The sequence below is a fragment of the Variovorax sp. 679 genome, assembly GCF_003952185.1.
Taxonomy (GTDB): domain Bacteria; phylum Pseudomonadota; class Gammaproteobacteria; order Burkholderiales; family Burkholderiaceae_C; genus Variovorax.
The window spans coordinates 172,973-191,871 of sequence record NZ_RXFS01000003.1; the positions used below are offsets into that span (position 1 = coordinate 172,973).

Annotated in this window: 14 protein-coding genes; 3 read left to right on the top strand and 11 right to left on the bottom strand. The window is 67.3% G+C overall.

Going from position 1 to position 18,899, the window contains the following annotated elements:
• Positions 1-56: 56 nt before the first annotated feature.
• On the top strand, positions 57-1,040 hold the full coding sequence (locus EJO71_RS08080; RefSeq protein ID WP_125948487.1) for a DMT family transporter: 984 nt from the start codon (positions 57-59) through the stop codon (positions 1,038-1,040).
• Positions 1,037-2,173 carry an NADH:flavin oxidoreductase/NADH oxidase gene (locus EJO71_RS08085; protein WP_125948486.1) on the top strand — a complete coding sequence of 379 codons (1,137 nt, stop codon included), beginning with the start codon at positions 1,037-1,039 and terminating at the stop codon, positions 2,171-2,173. The genes EJO71_RS08080 and EJO71_RS08085 overlap by 4 nt, the downstream gene beginning before the upstream one ends.
• Positions 2,174-2,189: 16 nt before the next feature.
• On the opposite strand, the gene EJO71_RS08090 is transcribed toward EJO71_RS08085, so the two are convergent.
• From EJO71_RS08090 to EJO71_RS08140, 11 genes are all read right to left on the bottom strand, one after another.
• Entirely contained in the window at positions 2,190-2,969 is a 780-nt protein-coding gene (locus EJO71_RS08090) for a methyltransferase domain-containing protein (RefSeq protein ID WP_125948485.1), read from the bottom strand.
• 12 nt (positions 2,970-2,981) lie between these two features.
• Positions 2,982-3,521 (bottom strand): GNAT family N-acetyltransferase, encoded by a 540-nt coding sequence (locus tag EJO71_RS08095; protein ID WP_125948484.1) that lies wholly within the window; start codon positions 3,519-3,521, stop codon positions 2,982-2,984.
• A 2-nt stretch (positions 3,522-3,523) separates the two neighbouring features.
• Positions 3,524-4,123 carry an XRE family transcriptional regulator gene (locus EJO71_RS08100; protein ID WP_206169005.1) on the bottom strand — a complete coding sequence of 200 codons (600 nt, stop codon included), beginning with the start codon at positions 4,121-4,123 and terminating at the stop codon, positions 3,524-3,526.
• Between the two features lie 60 nt (positions 4,124-4,183).
• Positions 4,184-5,272, bottom strand: a complete 1,089-nt coding sequence (locus EJO71_RS08105) for a hypothetical protein (RefSeq protein ID WP_125948483.1) — start codon at positions 5,270-5,272, stop codon at positions 4,184-4,186.
• 95 nt (positions 5,273-5,367) lie between these two features.
• A complete protein-coding gene (locus EJO71_RS08110) occupies positions 5,368-5,760 on the bottom strand; it encodes a carboxymuconolactone decarboxylase family protein (protein WP_125948482.1) in 393 nt (130 codons plus the stop codon).
• Between the two features lie 62 nt (positions 5,761-5,822).
• Positions 5,823-6,251: a hypothetical protein gene (locus EJO71_RS08115; protein ID WP_125948481.1), complete on the bottom strand. Its 429-nt coding sequence runs from the start codon at positions 6,249-6,251 to the stop codon at positions 5,823-5,825.
• Positions 6,252-6,403: 152 nt separating this feature from the next.
• Entirely contained in the window at positions 6,404-8,602 is a 2,199-nt protein-coding gene (katG, locus tag EJO71_RS08120) for a catalase/peroxidase HPI (protein WP_125948480.1), read from the bottom strand.
• Between the two features lie 153 nt (positions 8,603-8,755).
• On the bottom strand, positions 8,756-9,475 hold the full coding sequence (locus EJO71_RS08125) for a hypothetical protein (protein WP_125948479.1): 720 nt from the start codon (positions 9,473-9,475) through the stop codon (positions 8,756-8,758).
• A 1-nt stretch (position 9,476) separates the two neighbouring features.
• Positions 9,477-11,957: a TonB-dependent receptor gene (locus EJO71_RS08130; protein WP_125948478.1), complete on the bottom strand. Its 2,481-nt coding sequence runs from the start codon at positions 11,955-11,957 to the stop codon at positions 9,477-9,479.
• A 122-nt stretch (positions 11,958-12,079) separates the two neighbouring features.
• Positions 12,080-13,066 carry a FecR domain-containing protein gene (locus EJO71_RS08135; RefSeq protein WP_125948654.1) on the bottom strand — a complete coding sequence of 329 codons (987 nt, stop codon included), beginning with the start codon at positions 13,064-13,066 and terminating at the stop codon, positions 12,080-12,082.
• 2 nt (positions 13,067-13,068) lie between these two features.
• Positions 13,069-13,575 carry a sigma-70 family RNA polymerase sigma factor gene (locus EJO71_RS08140; RefSeq protein ID WP_125948477.1) on the bottom strand — a complete coding sequence of 169 codons (507 nt, stop codon included), beginning with the start codon at positions 13,573-13,575 and terminating at the stop codon, positions 13,069-13,071.
• Between the two features lie 937 nt (positions 13,576-14,512).
• On the opposite strand from EJO71_RS08140, the gene EJO71_RS34930 reads away from it, so the two are divergent.
• Entirely contained in the window at positions 14,513-18,898 is a 4,386-nt protein-coding gene (locus tag EJO71_RS34930) for an RHS repeat-associated core domain-containing protein (protein WP_164546791.1), read from the top strand.
• Position 18,899: the final 1 nt, after the last annotated feature.

Below are 18,899 nucleotides of genomic sequence, written 5' to 3' on the forward strand. Positions count from 1 at the left end.
GCCCGGCGCCCATCCTCGGGACATCGATTCATTCATCGCAAGAAAAGGCTTCTCCCATGTCCCATCGCCAACGCCTGCTCGGCATCGCCGCGCTGCTGCTCGCCACCTCCGGGTGGGGCGGCATGTTCCTGGTCGGCAAGGGCGTGCTGCACCACGTCGAGCCGGCGTGGTTCACGCTCATCCGCTACAGCATCTCCGCGCTGCTGTTCGTGCTGCTGATTCTTCCGCGCGGCGCGGCGCCATGGCGCAAGCTGCGCCAGCACGCCGGGCCGCTGGCACTGCGCGGATTCGCGGGCTTCGGCATCTTCAGCGTGATGCTGCTGGCGGGCCTGGCGCACTCGGTGCCCTCGCACGGCGCGGTGATCATGGCGACCACGCCCATGACCACCCAGCTGCTGCGCTGGGCGCTCGACGGCGTGCGGCCGAGCCGCTCCACGCTGGTGACCACGGCGCTTTCGCTGCTGGGCGTGGCCATCGTCTCGGGGCTGCTCTTCGGCACGGCTTCGTCGGGCGAATCGACGCTCTTCGGCGACGCCGTGGCCTTCGTCGGAACGCTGGGCTGGGTCTGGTACGCACGCGGCGCGGTGCGCTTTCCGGAACTCGACGTGATCGAGTACACGGCGCTCACGGTGCTTGCCTCGTGGCCGCTGCTGCTGGCCATGGCGCTGGGCAGCACGCTGCTGGGCTGGTCGCACGTGCCGAGCGCGGAAGGCCTGCGCCTGTCGTGGCAGGCGTTGCTCTACGTCGGACTGGTGTCTTCGGCCATCTCGGTGCTGGCTTTCAACTACGGTGCGCGCACGCTGGGCGCAGTCACCGGCACGGCCTTCATCAACTTCGTGCCGGTGTCCGCCTTGCTGATGAGTGCCGCGCTCGGCAGGCTGCCCACGGTGAGCGAGGCGGCGGGCATGGCGATGGTGATCGGCGCGCTGCTGATCCATACCGCACTGAGCCGCAAGGCTTCAGCGCCGGCTCCGGCGCGGATCGCCCAGCCCCCGCAGAATGCGCGCAACTACAGCACCTGCGGAACCGCATCGTCATGAGCGACAGCAATACCGGGAAGCCCCGCCTCTTCGAGCCCCTGCGGCTCGGCCCCCTGCAGATCGACAACCGCATCGTCATCGCGCCGATGTGCCAGTACTCCGCCACCGAGGGCACGCCGGGCGACTGGCACCTGATCCACCTGGGGCATCTCGCGCTCTCCGGCGCGGGGCTGCTGATCCTGGAGGCGACAGCGGTGGAGGCCGAAGGGCGCATCTCGCCCGGCGACCTCGGGCTGTATTCCGATGCCAACGAGGAAGGCCTGGCGCGCGTGCTCTCGGCGATGCGGGCCCATTCGCCCATCAAGATCGCAATGCAGCTGGGCCACGCGGGACGCAAGGCATCGAGCCGCGCGCCGTGGGAAGGCGGCAGGCAGATCCGGCCGGACGAGCCCAGCGGCTGGAAGGCGTATGCGCCCTCGGCCGTACCGCATTCGCCCACGGAAGACCCGCCCATCGCACTCGACGCCGCCGGCCTCGCGCGCGTGCGCAGGGCTTTCGTCGATACCGCACGACGCGCTGCCCGACTGGGCCTCGACGGCATCGAGATCCATGCGGCGCACGGCTACCTGCTGCACCAGTTCCTCTCGCCGCTGGCCAATCATCGGGAGGACGAATACGGAGGCAGCCTCGAGAACCGCATGCGCTTTCCGCTCGAAGTGTTCGACGCGGTGCGCGAGGTGTTTCCTGCGGACCGGCCGGTGTGGGTGCGCGTCTCGGCCATCGACTGGGTGCCGGGCGGCTGGGACCTCGAAGGCACCGTCGCCTTCGCCAGGGCGCTCGAAGCGCGCGGCTGCGCGGCCATCCACGTGTCGAGCGGCGGCGTGTCGCCGAAGCAGGCCATCGCGCTCGGAGCCGGCTACCAGGTGCCATTCGCCGAACGGGTGAAATCGGAAGTCGGCATGCCGGTCATTGCCGTGGGCCTCATCACCGAACCACGGCAGGCGGAGGAAATCATCGCCAACGGGCAGGCCGATGCGGTGTCGCTGGCGCGCGCAATCCTCTACGACCCGCGCTGGCCATGGCACGCCGCCGCCGAACTCGGCGCGCAGGTGAAGGCGCCGCACCAGTACTGGCGCTCGCAGCCGCGCGAGTTCAAGGATCTGTTCGAGAACGCGATGTTCGGCGCGCGCTGAAAGGCCGGGATAGCCCTCAGCGGCGCACCGCCTCCAGCCAGAACAGCTTCTGCCGCATCGCCAGCGCCTCGCCCTGCTCGATGCGTTGATGCAGCCGCTCCAGCGCGGCGCGGCATCCGTCGATGCTGAATTCCGGGCAGACATAGGGCACGTGCTTCAGGTACCACGCGAACGCGCCGATGTCGGCGAAGGCGAGCAGTTCGGCGCCTTCTCCACCCTCTTCCACGACAAGGCCGGCGCGCTCCAGTTGTGCCGTGGCGGTGTCGAGCTTCCAGCGCGGCAGCTCGGGCATCGGCATGCGCAGCAACTCGTAGCAGTCGGCATTGAAGTCGGACGCGACCTGCTGCGTGACGAAGCGTCCGCCCGCCGCGAGGATGCGGTGAACATCGCTCGCAACGAAGGACTCATGCCGGTTGACGACCAGATGGAACGATGCGTCTGCGAACGGCAGCCGCGCCTGTTCCGCGTCATCCAGCTGCAGCGCGTTGTCGTCGGCTCCCTCGACCTCGACCACCTCGACACCCAGCGGCGCAAGCCGTTCGCGCGCGACGTCGACGTTGGGCGCCCAGCCCTCGGTGGCCACGGTGCGCGGCGGACGGAACGGCAGGCGGCTGAGCCATTCGCCGCCGCCCGTGCCCATGTCGAGCATGTCGGGCGACTTGCGCGCGTACCGGTCGACGGTTTGCTCGAAGTTCCACGACGTGGCGGTCGTCGCGATGCGGCCGTCGCACGACAGCTCCCAGCCCACCAGCGGCCGTGCGTCCGCCTCGCGCAGCAGTCTTTCGAATTCGCTCATCGCGCCCGGCGTTCAGGCCGCCACTTCCCGATAGAAGAAGGTAGTGGCGCACAGCCCGCCCTGCGGCAGCAGCGCGAAACCGGGGATGCTGCCCAGGCGCGTCCAGCCCATGCGCTCGTAGAGCCGCTCGGCCTCGGCGCCCGATGTGTCGAGCACCAGCAGTGTCTTGCCGCGCTCGCGCGCCAGTTGCTCGGCCGCCTGCATCAGCAGCGCGCCGATGCCCTTTCGGCGTGCACGGCGGTGCACCAGCAGCTTGGCGACTTCGCCGCGGTGCGGCTGGTTCTCGGGCAGCCCCAGCACCACCTGCACGGTGCCGACGATGCCTTCTTCGTCCTCGGCCACCAGCAGCGCCCGCTCGCCGCTCGCCGCGCTGTCGGCCACCTTGCGCCAGAAGGCATGCGCGCGCTCTTCGGTCAGCGGCAGCATGAAGCTCACCGACGCACCGCCCTCGACGCAATCGGCCAGCACCGAGGCAAGGTCGCGCAGCTGCGCTTCGGAAACGGTGTCCAGCAGGCGGACGCGCGGGGTGTGGGCGGCAGTGGTCGTGGTCATGTTCATGGTCTCCAGGAAGAAGGTACGGTCGCGATCACGACGACGTAGCGGGTGTTCTTGCGCGAGGGGTTGTAGTAGCTCATGGGGCGGTCGAGCACCATCGCCAGGCAGTCGCCGGTGTCGAGCCGATGGCTTTCGTCGCCCAGCGTGAGTTCGATGGTGCCGTCGAGCACCCACACCTGCTGGTGGATGAGCGGCTCGCGCGCCGAGGTTTCGTAGGCCACTCGGGCCTTGGGCGGGAACAGCACCTCGACGATCTGGATGGGCGAGGCGAAGCCGCTGGGCGACACGTTCCGCCGCACATAGCCGGAATGCGGGTCGCGCCACTGCAGCTGGCCGGCCAGCCGCGACACCGGATCGGCGACGGGCGCGGGCGCCTCGAACAGCGAGGCCAGCGACACGCCCAGGCCGGTCGCGAGCTTTTCCAGCAGCACGGCGGTGGGGCTGCTTTCGCCGCGCTCGATGAGCGAGATCATCGAGCGGCTGACGCCGCAGTGCGTGGCCAGCGCGTCGAGCGACAGGCCCCGCGCCGCGCGCAGGTCGCGCACCCGCTGCGCGATGCGGTCGTTCAGGCTGGAGGGGGCTTCTTCGATTTCCTTCATGCTGGATGAAATATCCATCATAAAGGAAACAGCGTCAAGCCTTCCTGCGGCAGGTCGCCCTCATCGCGAAGGGCCGATCAACGCGGCGCGCGCGGCCTCCGATGGAAAGACGCAGGCCACGTCGTGCGCACAGCCCGGCACCACCACGACTTCGCGGCGCTTGTCCGGCGCGAGCAGCGTGCGGTCGTACTGCGCATAGGCCAGGCCGCGCTGCAGGCGGAACGGGCCCTGCGCAAGAGCCGCGCAGGACCTGTCGAGCACGCGAAACGCGGTGCCCTTGGCGTCGTTGCTGTCCAGCGCGCCTTCGAGGTAGCTGATGTCGGCCTGCGCGTACTGGCGACGCGCCTGCGCGGCGCTGCGCCCGAGGTGCGCGGGCAGGTCGTCGGAGCCGTACTTCCAGCGGTTCATTTCCGGACATGCGGGGGCATCGGGCACCGCGAAGCCCGAGACCGATGCACCGTCGGCCGAGAACTGCGGCCGCACCGGATCGAAGTAGAGCCACGTGCTCGGATCGGCGACCACATAGCGCATGGCCACCTTGCCCGCCACGCCGTCGTTCTGCGCGAAGGCGGCATAGCGCTGCACGAACTGTCCGCCGGCCGAGAAGCCGGCGATGGTGATGGTGCGCAGGCCCGGCCAGCGCTGCACCAGCTCGGCCACGAGTGCGTCCGTCACCGCGAACGAGCCGGTGCGGCTGCCCGAGGCCGAGCGGCCGCCTTCGAGCCAGGAGCCGCAGGTCCACAGCAGGTCGCCGGGCTGCGGCGCGGGCAGGCCCGGCGAGTTGCACCGGCCGGCGGCCTTGTCGGCGGGCACCTGGAAGAGCGGCGCGATCACCAGCGTGTCGCTAAGAGTGCCGGCATTGCGGACGGTGCGCAGCGTCGCCTCGAAGGTCTTGTTGGCATCGCGCGAATGGCCGTGCATGGCGATGAGCGCCTTTGTCGGCCCGGCGGTTGCGGCGGCGGGCGCGTCGGGATCGAGCGAGGAGTAGTAATGCAGCGCGCCTGAGGCTCCGGCCGGTGTGAAGCTGCGGTAGCAGTCAGGGGCGGCCGAGGCCGTGCAGTCTGTCGCCCCTGTCGCCCCTGTCGCCGCCTGCGCGAACCATGGCGCCAGGAGGCATGCGGCGGGGAAGAACCATCTGTGGCTGTGCATGTTCGCGAGACTCCCGGGATGGAACGCGGATTCTCTGCCCGCCGCCAGCGAACCCGGCTGAGCTGGCAATTAGCGCTGCCGCCTGCGCTGTCCGTCTATTTGTCGAACGCCGGATCGATCGGCACGCGATACCCGTTCACGAGCCGGTTCGTCTCGTTGGCCATGCCGACCACGGCCATCAGCTCGGCGAACATCGCGGGCGTCATGCCGGCCTTCTCGGCGCCGGCGTGGTGGCTCGCGGTGCAGTAGCCGCAGCCGTTGGTGACGCTCACTGCGAGGTAGACCATCTCCTTCACGACCGGGTCGAGCGCGCCCGGTGCCATCACCTCCTTCAGGCTGCTCCAGGTGCGCCTGAGCGTGGCGGGGTCGTTGGCGAGGTACTTCCAGAAGTTGTTGACGTCGGGCACGTTGCGCGTGGCCTTGATGTCGTCGAAGACGGCCCGGACTTCGCCGGAGGCGTCGGCATATTCGATGGGTTGAGGCTTCATGAATGGCTCCTGAGGTTGCCGGCAACGGTACCAGCCTCCGAGCCGGGCCTGTCGATGCCCCCTCAATAGGTCTCGAGAAACCTCGCGTGCTCCCGGTGCATGTGCGAGCGCGCGACCAGCCAGCTCTTCAGCGCGGCCTGCGTGTCGGGCGACAGGTCCCTGGAGCATTGGTCGAATGCATCTCCGAGCAGCCGGAACTCGGCGTCGAGATGGCGGTGCGCCGGTGTCGCATCGGGCGTCTGGTTCTTCGCGAAGGCGAGGAGCCCTTCATGGCCGAACGCCTCGATTTCCTTCACGAGGCGCCGTCGCTCCTGCATCAGGCGCCGGAATACGGCCGAACGGCGACGCGGGCCGAAGCGCCGGAGTATGGGGTTCGAATCATCGCCTTGCACCGTGGCCAGGATGATGTCGAGCTGCTCGAGCAGATGCATCCACTGCTCGGGCTGAAAGAATTCCATCGGTGCCGCAGGCGTCTTCTTCACGACCAGCATGGTTGTCTCCTGCCGTCATTTCTTATGTGCCCCGGCCTGGCCCGGAATCATCCGAAGCCAGGCCGGGGCTGTACTGCTCTCACTGATTCACTGATTCACTCATTCATTCACTCGCCGGCGGCCGGAACCGGCCACCGACGATCACCGACCGGTCACTTCTTCTTGAGGTCGAAGCGGTCGAGGTCCATCACCTTGGCCCAGGCGGCCACGAAGTCGCGCACGAAGACCTGCTGCGAGTCGCTCGACCCGTAGACCTCCGCGAGCGCGCGCAGCTGCGAGTTGGAGCCGAACACGAGGTCGGCGACGGTGCCCGTCCACTTGAGCTCGCCCGACTTGCGGTCGCGTCCTTCCAGCACGCCTTCGGTCGAACCCTTCTGCCACTTGGTGTTCATGTCGAGCAGGTTCGCGAAGAAGTCGTTGCTCAGCGTCTCCGGGCGCTTGGTGAACACGCCGTTCTGCGACTGCCCGGCGTTCGCGTTCAGGACACGCAGGCCGCCGACCAGCACCGTCATCTCGGGTGCGCTCAGGGTCAGCAGCTGCGCCTTGTCGAGCAGCAGTTCCGCGGCCACGCCCTCGAGCCCCTTGCGCAGGTAGTTGCGGAAGCCGTCGGCCCTCGGCTCCAGCGGCGCGAAGGATTCGACGTCGGTCTGCTCCTGCGAAGCATCGGTGCGTCCGGGCGAGAAGGGCACGGTCACGTCCTGGCCGGCCTTCTTGGCGGCAGCCTCGACCGCCGCGTTGCCGGCCAGCACGATCAGGTCGGCCAGCGAGATCTTCTTGCCGCCGGACTGCGCGCCGTTGAACTCCTTCTGGATGCCTTCGAGCGTGGAGAGCACCTTCGCCAGCTGGGCCGGCTGGTTGACTTCCCAGTCCTTCTGCGGAGCGAGGCGAACGCGCGCGCCGTTGGCGCCGCCGCGCTTGTCGCCGCCACGGAAGGTCGAGGCCGAGGCCCATGCGGCGCCGACGAGCTGCGCGATGCCCAGGCCCGAGGCAAGCACCTTGGCCTTCAGGGCGGCAACGTCCTTGTCGTCGACCAGCGGGTGGTTCACGGCGGGAATCGGGTCCTGCCAGATCAGCTCTTCCTTCGGCACCAGCGCGCCGAGGTAGCGTGCGCGCGGACCCATGTCGCGGTGCGTCAGCTTGAACCAGGCGCGGGCGAAGGCGTCGGCGAACTCCTGCGGATTCGCCATGTAGCGGCGCGAGATCTTCTCGTAGGCCGGGTCCATGCGCATGGCCATGTCGGCCGTGGACATCATCGGCGCATGGCGCTTGGCCGGGTCGTGCGCATCGGGCACGGTGCCCGCGCCGGTGTTGCCCTTGGGCTTCCACTGGTGCGCGCCGGCCGGGCTCTTGGTGAGCTCCCATTCGTAGCCGAACAGGGTCTCGAAGTAGCTGTTGTCCCACTTCGTGGGCGTGGGGGTCCATGCGCCTTCGAGGCCGCTGGTGATCGCGCTGCCGCCCACGCCGCTGCCGAAGCTGTTCTTCCAGCCGAGGCCCTGTTCCTCGATGCCGGCGCCCTCGGGTTCCACGCCGACGTGGCTCGGGGCGCCCGCGCCGTGGGTCTTGCCGAAGGTGTGGCCGCCAGCGGTGAGCGCCACGGTTTCCTCGTCGTTCATGGCCATGCGCGCGAAGGTCTCGCGGATGTCGCGGGCCGAGCCGAGCGGATCGGGGTTGCCGTTCGGGCCTTCGGGGTTCACGTAGATCAGGCCCATCTGCACGGCAGCCAGCGGGTTGGCGAGGTCGCGGTCGCCGCTGTAGCGCTCGTCGGCCAGCCACTTGCCTTCGGGGCCCCAGTAGATGTCGTCTTCAGGCTCCCAGATGTCGGGGCGGCCGCCGGCGAAGCCGAAGGTCTTGAAGCCCATGGACTCCAGTGCCACGTTGCCGGTCAGGATCATCAGGTCGGCCCACGAGAGCTTGCGGCCGTATTTCTGCTTGATCGGCCACAGCAGGCGGCGGGCCTTGTCGAGGTTGCCGTTGTCGGGCCAGCTGTTCAGGGGCGCGAATCGCTGCGCGCCGTGGCCGCCGCCGCCGCGGCCGTCCGCGATGCGGTAGGTGCCGGCGGAGTGCCAGGCCATGCGGATGAAGAGAGGTCCGTAGTGGCCGTAGTCTGCGGGCCACCAGTCCTGCGAATCGGTCATCAGGGCATGGAGGTCCTTGATGACGGCATCGAGGTCGAGGGTCTTGAATTCCTCGGCGTAGTCGAACGCTTCGCCCATGGGATTGGACTCGGCGGAGTGCTGGTGCAGGAGCTTCAGGTTCAGCTGGCTGGGCCACCAGTCTGTGTTCGCGGGAGCGCCGGCAAAGCTGTTCTTGCGCGCATGGCCCGGGAAGGGGCACTTGGTTTCATCGGACAAGGGGTTCTCCTTTGGTAGTTGATCACGCGGGGGTCCAGACCCAGTCTAGGTTTGGATTTCCGCTGCATCAACCCAATTGAGCGAATTGAATTCATAGCGAAGAACTATGAATTTCGCCCAACCAGAGAACTCGGGAAAACTTAGGAACTCATCTCAGCGGATGCCTGTAGCCCAATCGACCGCCGCATCGAACAGCAGCCGGCCCGCGGGCGAGAGATTGGTGAAGGTCTCGTTGCCGAGGAAGAACATCACGCGGCGCGCCGGCGCGAGCGACTCGTAGTCCATGGTGGCGCCTTTCTCGTAGCCGAAGATCGCGGCCTTCTCGGGCTGGCCGTACAGCGTGGCGATGGTGGTGGCGCCCAGGCCGGGCCTGCCCCAGCTCATGCCGGCCTGCTTCACGTAGACGTTGGCGACGCCGGCAGGCAGGCCCGCCGCCATCGGATGCGGCGCGTTGACGAGCCACACGTAGCGCTCCTTCGCGGCTTCGCCGAAGTCGGTGTCGTGCCGCTTGCCGGTCATGGCAAGGTCGTCGAGCAGGTCGTTCTCCCAGGTCAACAGCGGCACCGGCAGCTGGCGCCATGCGCCGCTCACGTCCTTGGCGGAGACGGTGGACGAGATCACGACGAGATCAGCGCCGGCAGCGACCGACGGCGCGGCCGACTGGTCCTGCAGCGTGACGGCGAAGCCGCGCGATTCGAGATGCGCCCTGACCTTCTCGTCGACCGGCATGCTGGGGCCGTCGCGCTGCACCAGCAGCACGACCTTGCGGCCCTGGCCCACCGGTTCGGCAGCCTGGGCGCCGGCATGGAGACCGCATGCAAGCAGCAGTACCGTCGCCATGCGCCGGGTGATGGAGTGAATGCCTTGCTTCATTTCAGAACTCGAAGGTAGTGAGGAACGAAACCTGCCGCGCGTCGCCCATCGAGATGAAGTAGGTGTTCGCGGCCGACGGGTAATAGGTCTTGTCGGTCAGGTTCTTCACGTTGAGCTGGAACTTGACCTTCTTGCCGCCGATGCGCGTGTCGTAGGTGGCGAAGGCATCGACCGTGGTGTAGGCCGGCAGCTCGAAGCTGTTGGCCGAGTCGCCGGCGCGCTTGCCGACGTAGCGCGCTCCAGCGCCCATGCGCAGCCGGCCCTCCCCGCCGAAGACCTGGCCGAAGTCGTACACCGCCGAGAGCGAGGCGGTCTGGCGTGCCACGTTCCACAGCCGGTTGCCGGCGTACAGCGGGTCCTCGGTGGTCTTGGCGTCGATGTAGGCGAAGCTTGCGATGGCGCTCCAGTTCTTGCCCAGCTGGCCCGCCGCGTCCACTTCGAGGCCGCGCGAACGGGCCGCGCCCGAGGTGCGCCAGTCGGTCAGCTTGGTGACGTCGTTGAACTGCGAGACCAGCACGTTCTTCTTGTGGATGTCGAACAGCGCCACGGTGCCGGTCACGCCGCCGGGCATGTCGAACTTGGCGCCGAGTTCCCACGACTTGGCTTCCTCGGGCTTCACCGACGAGTCGAGCACGTAGCCGCTGGAAAGCGGCGCGATGGTCGATGCGGGCTTGAGCGACTGGGTGTAGCTGCCGTACAGCGACACGGTGTCGCTCAGCTTGTAGATGAGGCCCAGGCGCGGCAGCAGCTTGGAGCCGTCGGTGTCGGTGTTGACCTTGAAGGGACGCCCGCGTCCGGCCATCTGCGACCAGGCCTGGTAGCGCAGCGCCGCCACGGCGATCCAGCGGTCGTTCAGGTGGATCGAGTCCTGGAAGAACAACGACTGGTTGTGCAGCTTGTCGGTCTGGTCGCTGTCGCTCGCCGACACGGTGCTCGACGGCGCCTCGAGGCCGTACACCGGGTTCAGGTAGCTGAAGGTGCGCGTGGTGGCCTGGCGCAGCAGGTCGGCGCGGTAGATCTTGCGGTACTCGGCGTCCCAGCCGAACTGCAGGTCGTGGCGCATGCCGCCGAGTTCGACGGTGCCGTCGACGTACGCGGTGGCGTAGCTGTCGGTGCTGAGCGCGCCGCGCGTGGCGTCGTTGCTGCGCGAGAGCGTGCCGCGCGTGGTGTTGATGCCGTTCACGCGCAGCTGGTTGGCGTCGTAGGTCTCGCGGTTGTAGCTGAGGTTCAGGTGGCCGGCCCAGCCGCCGCCGAACTGGTGATCGACCGAGAACTGCGCCAGGTGGGTCTCGCCGCTCATCTCGTTGAACGGCTCGTCCAGGCGCTGCGTCTTGGGCAACGCGAGCGGGCGCTGGGTGCGCGGGTCGAGCGCGGTGCCGCGATCGAAGGGCGTGACGTACTTGCGGTACTCGTACCAGAGCACGGCCTGCGTGTCGTCGCCGTACCAGGCCAGCGACGGCGCCACCAGCGTCTCGCGATGCTTGCCGAAGTTGCGCCAGTAGTCCTCGTCCACGTGGTCGACGATCAGCCGGTAGGCCAACCCGTCCTCGCCGATGGGGCCGGTGGTGTCGAGCGTGGCGCCGCCGCCATCGCGCCCTTTCGCATAGCCCGAGCCCAGCAGCGACAGCGAGGTGCGCTGCCGCAATTGCGGCTTCTTGCTGACGACATTGATCACGCCGCCCGGGTCCATCAGGCCGTAGAGCAGCGACGACGGGCCCTTGAGCACCTCGATGCTCTCGGCCGCCGCGTTCATGCCCCGGCCCTGCACCAGCGGCATGCCGTTATGCATGATCGAGCCGTCGCGGTTGCCGCCGAAGCCGCGCTTCATGATGGTGTCCTGCGTGCTGGCCAGCGTGTTGCCCTGGTTGATGCCGCTGACGTTGGCGAGCGCGTCGTCGATGTTGCGCGGGCGCTGGTCGCGGATCACCTGCGCGGGCACCACGTTCACCACCTGCGGAATCTCGAGCACGGGCGCAGTCGTGCGCAGGGTGGACGCGTCGGGGGTGGGCTGGTAGCGGTCGTCGGCGTCGGCCGGCACCGGTGCCGCGCGGGCCACCACGCGCACGGCCGGCAGCATGCCGCCTGCTTCCGCCGCATCGGCCGACGACGGATTCGCGGCGATCTTGCGCAGCGTGAATTCACCCGCACCGCCTTCCACCGCTTCGAGCCCGGTGCCCGACAGCAGCGCGGCAAAGCCGGCGCGCACGGTGTAGTTGCCTTGCAGCCCTGCGGACTTCAGCTCCCTGGTGCTCGCGGGGTCGAAGGACAGCGCAACGCCCGCCGCCGCGGCAAAACGGCCGAGCACGGAAGCCAGCGGGCCGGCATCGATGCGGAAGCTTCTGGCAGGCTGGCTCTGTGCACCGGCGCCCGCGGCGGACTCGGCGCCCGTGGCAGCGAGGGGCAAGGCCATCATGGCCGCAACCAGGCACAGCAGCGCCTTGCGAACGGGATGAGGTGGAAGTGATGAGGGGTGCGCGTGCATTCGGGATTCCTTCGGCATTCATTGACTGCGATTCATGGCTCTCAATGGGTAGGCCGAACGAAAACGGAAAAGATGAAAGGCGCGGAGGAAAAAGTTTCTCCGCCGCGCCCTGCCCTGCCGGCTCAGGCGGGCACGAGCGACACCCAGTAGCGCGTCAGGCTGCTCACGCGCACAGGGAATGCGCGGGCGATGACCGCGAGCGCCTTGTCGGTGTCGGTGATGGGGAAGGCGCCCGACACCCGGATGCCGGCAACGGCAGGGTCGCAGACCAGGCGACCGCGGCGATAGCGCGCGAGTTCGCCGACCACGTCCTCCAGCCGCCAGTCGTTGACGACCAGGCTGCCGTGCTCCCAATCGGCAAGCGCCGGGTCGGCCGGCTGCGGCGCGTCGACGCGCCCGGCGGTGAAGCGCGCCTGCCGGCCGGCATCCAGCCGCACGACCTCGCCGGGAGCCTGCGATGCGCGGACTTCGACGGCGTCTTCGAGCACGCTCACCACCGTACTTGCGTCGTCGCTGCGCACGGTGAAGCGCGTGCCCAGCGCGAGGATGCGGCCGTGCGGCGTCTCCACCATGAAGGGGCGGCTGTCCCTTCGCGCAACGCCCGGCACGTCGTGGTGCTTCGCGGTCTGCACGAGGATCTCGCCCTCGCGCAGCGTGAGGAGCCTGCGGCTCGCGTCGATGGACACATCCACGGAAGTGCGGGTGTTCAGCATCAGCTGCGATCCGTCCGCGAGCCTGACGGTGCGCTGCTCGCCGGTGCCAGTCCGGTAGTCGGCCAGCCATGCGCCCAGGCCGCCGTCGGGCCCAGCCACCCGCCACGACAGCCAGGCGAGCGACCCACCGCCCGCCAGCACCGCGATGCCGCGCAGCACCCGGCGCCGGTCGGATTGCGCGGCCCGCAGCGTGGACGCCGCGACGTGCCCCGGCACGCGCTGCAGCGTCGCCTGCATGGATTCGAAGCGCCGCCATGCGCGCTGATGGTCGGGGTGGGCGCCATGCCAGCTGCGCCATTCCTCGCGGTCGGCATCGGTCGCGCAGCCCGAACACAGCCGGGCGTACCAGGCGACGGCTTCCTTGCGAACCTCGGCTTCGTTGCGCGCGTAGTCCATCGTCACGGCGCGAGCAGGTAGCAATGTTCGAGCGCCTTGAACATGTAGTTGTTGACCGTGCGCACCGTCACGCCGAGGCGCGAGGCGATTTCAGCGTAGGTCAGGCCGTCGAGCTGAGAGAGGATGAAGGCCTGCCGCACCGGCGGCTTCATACCGTCCAGCATGGTGTCGATGGCGACCAGCGCCTCGAGCACGATGGCCCGCGCCTCCAGCGAGGGCAACTGCGGCTCGGGCAGCGCGGCGAGCGTGTCGAGGTAGGCGCGTTCGAGCGCGCGGCGGCGATGGAAGTCCACGACCAGCCCGTGCGCGATGGTGGCCAGGTACGCGCGCGGCTCCGCGGCAGCGACGGGCTCCGTCTTGCTCAGAACGCGCACGAAGGTGTCGTGCGCCAGGTCGGCGGCGTTGTGCGTGCAGCCCAGCTTCTTGCGCAGCCATGCGTGCAGCCAACCGTGGTGGTTGCTGTAGAGCGCTTGCACCTCGTGCTGTAGAGCGAACTCGCCGGCCGGCATGGAATCTCCCCGCAGCCGGGGGCCGCGCTCAGGCTTCAATAAGAATAATTCTCAATTATATTGCCCGATGCCGCGGGATTGGAGCGCGCCTCGAAAGCGCGAAGAAACTCGCCCAACATGGCTTCAGCGCTCCCATGTCACGAGGCTTGAGAATGCCGACCGGCTCCAGGCCGAACTGCGCGTCGATGCGGACCTCCGCCAGTTCACCCGCCCCGAGGCTCGGCCGGACGACCGAGAACGGGAGCAAGGCGAACAAGTCCTGGTGACGCAGCAGCCGCCACACCACGCCGAGCGACCGCGTGACGACCGGGTAGGTGAGAGGCGGCTGCGGAAACCGCCGGGTCGATACCGCAATCGCAGAGCTCGTGAGAAGCGGAACCGGCATTCAGGTTTGGCGGGTGATGGAACTGTCCGGACTCCGCGTCTGGTCGACCGCTCTTTCCAGCTACACAAAAAATGAGATCGAGAAGTTGAATGCTCAGAATTCCGTATGTGCCACGACCCTACCAAGATGAAACACTGGGGTCACTGCCGACACGCTTGCTGCTCTACAACGGCGCGGGTTTGTGGCGCAGCCTGCTGGAAGAGTCGGGTTCACGCATATCGCAGGAGATCAGCAAAATGACATCTGCAGCTACCGGTTCATGCCGCGAGGGGGCGGCTTAGTCGATGCGGCATTGCCGGCCAACGGCTACCAACCCTCCCACGGGATGCGACCTTGAGGTCCTCGCCAGGACTCTCGTGCCATCAAAGTAATCCTTTCGATGAGCAATCACAGAAACCGGAAAAGGCCATCGGGTTGCTTCCTTGAACATGTCGTTACGCTCGTTCCAGTCATTGCCGCACAGCGCAATGCATCCGAATTCAAAAGAACGAACGAGGGTCACACATGCATTACGACGCGACCGCCGGGCATGGCTGCTCAAGCCATCGCCTGATGAAGCGACTCGCCCTGCAAGGCGCCGCAGCATTCACGCTGCTGGGCATCTCCGCTGGAGTCCAAGCCGCCTGCTCGCTGAACTTCACCTCACCGAGCAAGGGCGCGAAGGTCACCTCGCCCAGCATCACGGTGTACGGCACCGGCGGCGGCGATGCCACCACGGGCGATGCCGGCACCGTGACCGCCACGCTCAATGGATCGCCGTTCTTCAGCTACTCGGGATCGTTCACCGCAGTTGTCTCGTTCCTCGAGGGGCGCGGCGTTCCCGTCACGCTGCGCCCCGGTCCCAACTACCTGGCAGTCTCGGGCAGCGTTGGTGGATGCAGCGCGTCGGACTACATGACGGTCTACTACGACACGTCCGATGTCATTCCCCGCAAGAACAAGGGTGACGGCACCGAGCGCGATGGCCCGCAATCGTGCACTGGGAACCCCATCAACTTCGCGATGGGCAACAAGGTGCAGGAGGAGGAAGACTTCCGCAGTGCCTCGGCGCACTATCCACTGAAGTTCTCGCGCATCTTCAATAGCGCCGACGGCTATTGGCGTTATTCGTACGCCACCCGTCTGAGGATCAGCACCGCCGAAGTGGTGCTGCTGCATGCGAACGGTCGCGAGTCGCCGTTTGCGCGCAGCGGTTCCACCATCACCCGCGACGCGGACGAACTCGGCACGCTCACACAGACCGGCACCGGCTGGCTCTATGTCGACGTCGACAACACCCGCTACGAGTTCAACACGACCGGGCGCCTGACCAAGCAGACGCATCCTGAGGGTTGGTATCACAGCCTCTCCTACGGCACCAATGGCGCGGTGACAGTGACCGACGGGTTCGGCAACAGCATCGGCTACACCGAGGACGCCCACTTCCAGCCGCGCACGCTGACCACGCCCAATTTCAGCATCGCCTACAACTACGACACCGCGAACCGGCTCACTTCTGTCACCAGGACGGCCGGCGCGAGTGTGACGAGCCGCACGTACCACTACGAGAACACATCGAACCCACGCTTCCTGACAGGCATCACCGATGAACTGGGCGTGCGCTTCGCCACCTACACCTACGACTCGCTGGGACGCGCCACGAGCACCACGCACGCGGGCAATGCCGGCCTCACGCAGGTGGCCTACAACGCCAATAGCACGACGACCGTGACCGATGCGGTGGGACGCGCCACGACCTACCACTACACGGTGGTCAACGGCGTCAAGCGCATCTCGCAGATCCAGGGAGAACCAGCGCCCGGCTGCCCGGCCAGCAACTCTTCGTTCACCTACGACGCGCGAGGACTGCTGGCGAGCCAGACCAATGCGACCGGCAGCGTCACCAGCTTCACCTACAACACCCGCGGCCTGGAGGCCTCGCGCACGGAGGCGCTCGGAGCCCCCGAGCAGAGGACCATCGCCACGACCTGGGATACGACGCTGCCGGTGCCCACACTGGTCAGCCAGACGGGCCGGGACACCGCCTACACCTATGACACGGCCGGCCGTCAGCTCACCGCGACGATCACAGACACCGGAGGTACAGCAGGTACAGCACGCACGAGCCAGCGGACCTACACGACCGAAGGCCTCGTTCATACGTCCACCGAGCCCAACGGTGCCGTCACCACCTACACCTACGACACCCGCGGCAATGTGCTGAGCGCGGCCAATGCGCTGGGCCATGTCACGACTTACACCTACGACACCGCCAATCGCCTCACGAGCCAGACCGATCCGAATGGACTGGTCGCCACCTTCACGTGGGATGCGTACGACCGGCTGCTCACGCGCACCGTCGGCACGGGGCCCGGGCAGACCACGACTCTGACCTACCACCCCACTGGCACGATCGCAACGACATCCCTGCCCACCGGGCTGGTCACCAGCTACACCTACGACGCAGCACAACGCCTGACCGGCTGGAGCAACAACCGTGGCGAGAGCGGCACCTACACCCTCGACGCCGCGGGCAATCGCCTGACGGAGCAGACGCTCAACAGTTCCGGTTCGATCGCGTGGGCAACCGCGCGCACCATCAACAAGCTCAACCGCATTGCCACGCAGACGCAGGGTACGAACCAGAGCGAGAGTTTCAGCTACGACGCGGGCGGTGACCGCATCGCCCAGACCAATGGGTTGAACCAGACCATGAGCTGGAGCCTCGACGCGCTGGCCCGCGTCAAGACGATCACGGATGCCGCCAATGCCAGCGCGGGCCTCGGCTACAACGCGCTCGACGCCGTCACTCAGGCCAGTGACTTCAACACAATCGCCACCAGCTACAGCCGCGATGCCCTGGGCAATGCAACGGCTGAAGCCAGCGCCGACAGCGGCTCTCGCAGTGGCCAGTTCGACGCGCTGGGCCTGCCCAGCCAGGTCACCGACGCACTCGGCCAGGCCACCAGCATCACCCGCGATGCGTTGGGACGACCGACGGGTATCGTCTTCGCCGACGGCAAGACCACGACCCTGCGCTACGACCTGAGCGCCAACAGCAAGGGCTACCTCAGCGAGATCATCGACCGCGCCGGCATCACCGAGTACACCCGGGATGAATTCGGAAGGGTCACGCTCAAGAAGCAGACCTTGACCAATGGAAGCATCCAGCAGGTCAGCTATGTCTACAACCTCAACGGCACGCTCGCGAGCATCGGCTATCCCGGCAGCGGCACGCTCAGCCACGCCTACGACGCCACGGGCCGACTCACGAACCTGAACTGGAACGGCACCCCGCTGGTTTCCGCCATCACCTGGAATGCCCTGGGCCAGCCCACGGGCTGGAACTGGACGTTCACCACCACCAGCCCGGCGCTGGCAGCCAGTCGCACTTACGACAGTGCCTCGCGTCTGGCGCAGACCGAATTCAGCAGCTACACCTACGATGCTGCCGGCCGCATCGGCAGCCTCACCCAGAACCTCTGGGGCCCCGCCGACAACAACCCCGTCAACAGCACCATCGTCGCTGCCGACACGACCTGGAACGTGGGCTACAGCCCGACAGGCCGCATCATCAGCTTTGCCTCGACAGCGGGCGCAGGCGACAGCGCCAGCTTCAGCTACGACGCCAACGGCAACCGTACGGCGAGCACACGCGTGTTGGCGGGCCAGACGACGAGCCGCGGCTACACCCTGCAGCCCGGTACCAACCGTCTGGCCGGTTTCAGCCAGACCATCAACGGTGCCAGCAACACCAGTGTCACCTACGGCTATAACGTCAACGGCGACCTGACGAGCGACGGTCTCAGGAGCTATGGCTACGACGCGGAAGGTCGCCTGGCCACCGCCACCACGGGTGCAACGGACGTCAGTCCGACGACACGCTATGCACACAACGCTTTGGGCCAGCGCGTATTCAAGACCGAGCCGCTGTACCCGCCCAGCCAAGGCGATGAGAACGACCCGGGCTTCTGGAACAGCCTCGTGGCCTTCTTCACCAAGTTGTGGAGCCCGGCGACGACACCGGCCGAACAGCTCGGCTACGCCTATGTCTACGACGAGCGAGGCAGCCTGATCGCCGAGCTCGGCAGCGGCGGCACACACAGCGCGGGCGAAGCACGCTACATCTACCTGCCGACGGCCAACGGGTCGATGCCGGTCGCGGCGGTGGTCAACGGCACCACGTACGCCGTGCACAGCGATCATCTGAACACACCCAGAAGGCTCAGCAATGCCGACGGACAGGCCGTCTGGCAATGGGGCTACAGCGCATTCGGCGATGACAAGCCGGCGCTGGCGAAGAATCGCTTCGCGAATCTCGACGTGACGCCGAACCCGGGCACGACCGGCATCTCGGAAGTGAAGTTCAACCTGCGGTATCCGGGCCAGTACGCGGACGAGGAATCGGGCCTCTTCTACAACTACTTCCGCAGCTACGACGCGAGGACCGGGCGGTACAGCCAGCCGGATCCGATCGGGCTGGATGGTGGGTGGAATCGGTTTGGGTATGTGGATGCGAATCCGCTGGAATTCTCCGATCCGCTGGGATTGAGGGGTGGCGCAGCTGGTGGTGGAAGCGTCAACTTCCCGACGTCCATGTACCGTCAGCCGCAACTGCCGTACATGCCAACGCGTCCGCCCGGACCGCAGCCGCTACAGCCTCGTGGTACGGAGTCTTCCTCGGCGCAGGGCTACCTGGATCGTCTCGAAAGGCAGGGAAACTACGCCGATGGCGCCGGATCGCTCACCGGGGCGGGCGAGCAGTTCCGTCACCCGAGCGTTCCCAACGCATTGGAAGGGCTGATCAATCCGCAACGCTCCGGGCCGTTCGTTCCGACGGTGCCATTGCCGACGGGACCGAGCTGCAGGACGATCTGCGTGCCCAACAAGGCGGGTCAATGCTCGGCCGACGCCGGTTGCAGAACAGTCTGCGGCCCGGTGATCGAGGCCATTCGATGAG

Excerpts from the sequence above, each read along its gene's own strand:
- EJO71_RS08135 (WP_125948654.1), bottom strand. The coding sequence starts at position 13,066 with ATGGACTACGCGCGCAACGAAGCCGAGGTTCGCAAGGAAGCCGTCGCC.
- EJO71_RS08100 (WP_206169005.1), bottom strand. The coding sequence starts at position 4,123 with ATGAAGGAAATCGAAGAAGCCCCCTCCAGCCTGAACGACCGCATCGCG.
- EJO71_RS08115 (WP_125948481.1), bottom strand. The coding sequence starts at position 6,251 with ATGCTGGTCGTGAAGAAGACGCCTGCGGCACCGATGGAATTCTTTCAG.
- EJO71_RS08140 (WP_125948477.1), bottom strand. The coding sequence starts at position 13,575 with ATGCCGGCCGGCGAGTTCGCTCTACAGCACGAGGTGCAAGCGCTCTAC.
- EJO71_RS08095 (WP_125948484.1), bottom strand. The coding sequence starts at position 3,521 with ATGACCACGACCACTGCCGCCCACACCCCGCGCGTCCGCCTGCTGGAC.
- EJO71_RS08105 (WP_125948483.1), bottom strand. The coding sequence starts at position 5,272 with ATGCACAGCCACAGATGGTTCTTCCCCGCCGCATGCCTCCTGGCGCCA.
- EJO71_RS34930 (WP_164546791.1), top strand. The coding sequence starts at position 14,513 with ATGAAGCGACTCGCCCTGCAAGGCGCCGCAGCATTCACGCTGCTGGGC.
- EJO71_RS08085 (WP_125948486.1), top strand. The coding sequence starts at position 1,037 with ATGAGCGACAGCAATACCGGGAAGCCCCGCCTCTTCGAGCCCCTGCGG.
- EJO71_RS08125 (WP_125948479.1), bottom strand. The coding sequence starts at position 9,475 with ATGAAGCAAGGCATTCACTCCATCACCCGGCGCATGGCGACGGTACTG.
- EJO71_RS08080 (WP_125948487.1), top strand. The coding sequence starts at position 57 with ATGTCCCATCGCCAACGCCTGCTCGGCATCGCCGCGCTGCTGCTCGCC.
- EJO71_RS08090 (WP_125948485.1), bottom strand. The coding sequence starts at position 2,969 with ATGAGCGAATTCGAAAGACTGCTGCGCGAGGCGGACGCACGGCCGCTG.
- EJO71_RS08110 (WP_125948482.1), bottom strand. The coding sequence starts at position 5,760 with ATGAAGCCTCAACCCATCGAATATGCCGACGCCTCCGGCGAAGTCCGG.
- EJO71_RS08130 (WP_125948478.1), bottom strand. The coding sequence starts at position 11,957 with ATGCACGCGCACCCCTCATCACTTCCACCTCATCCCGTTCGCAAGGCG.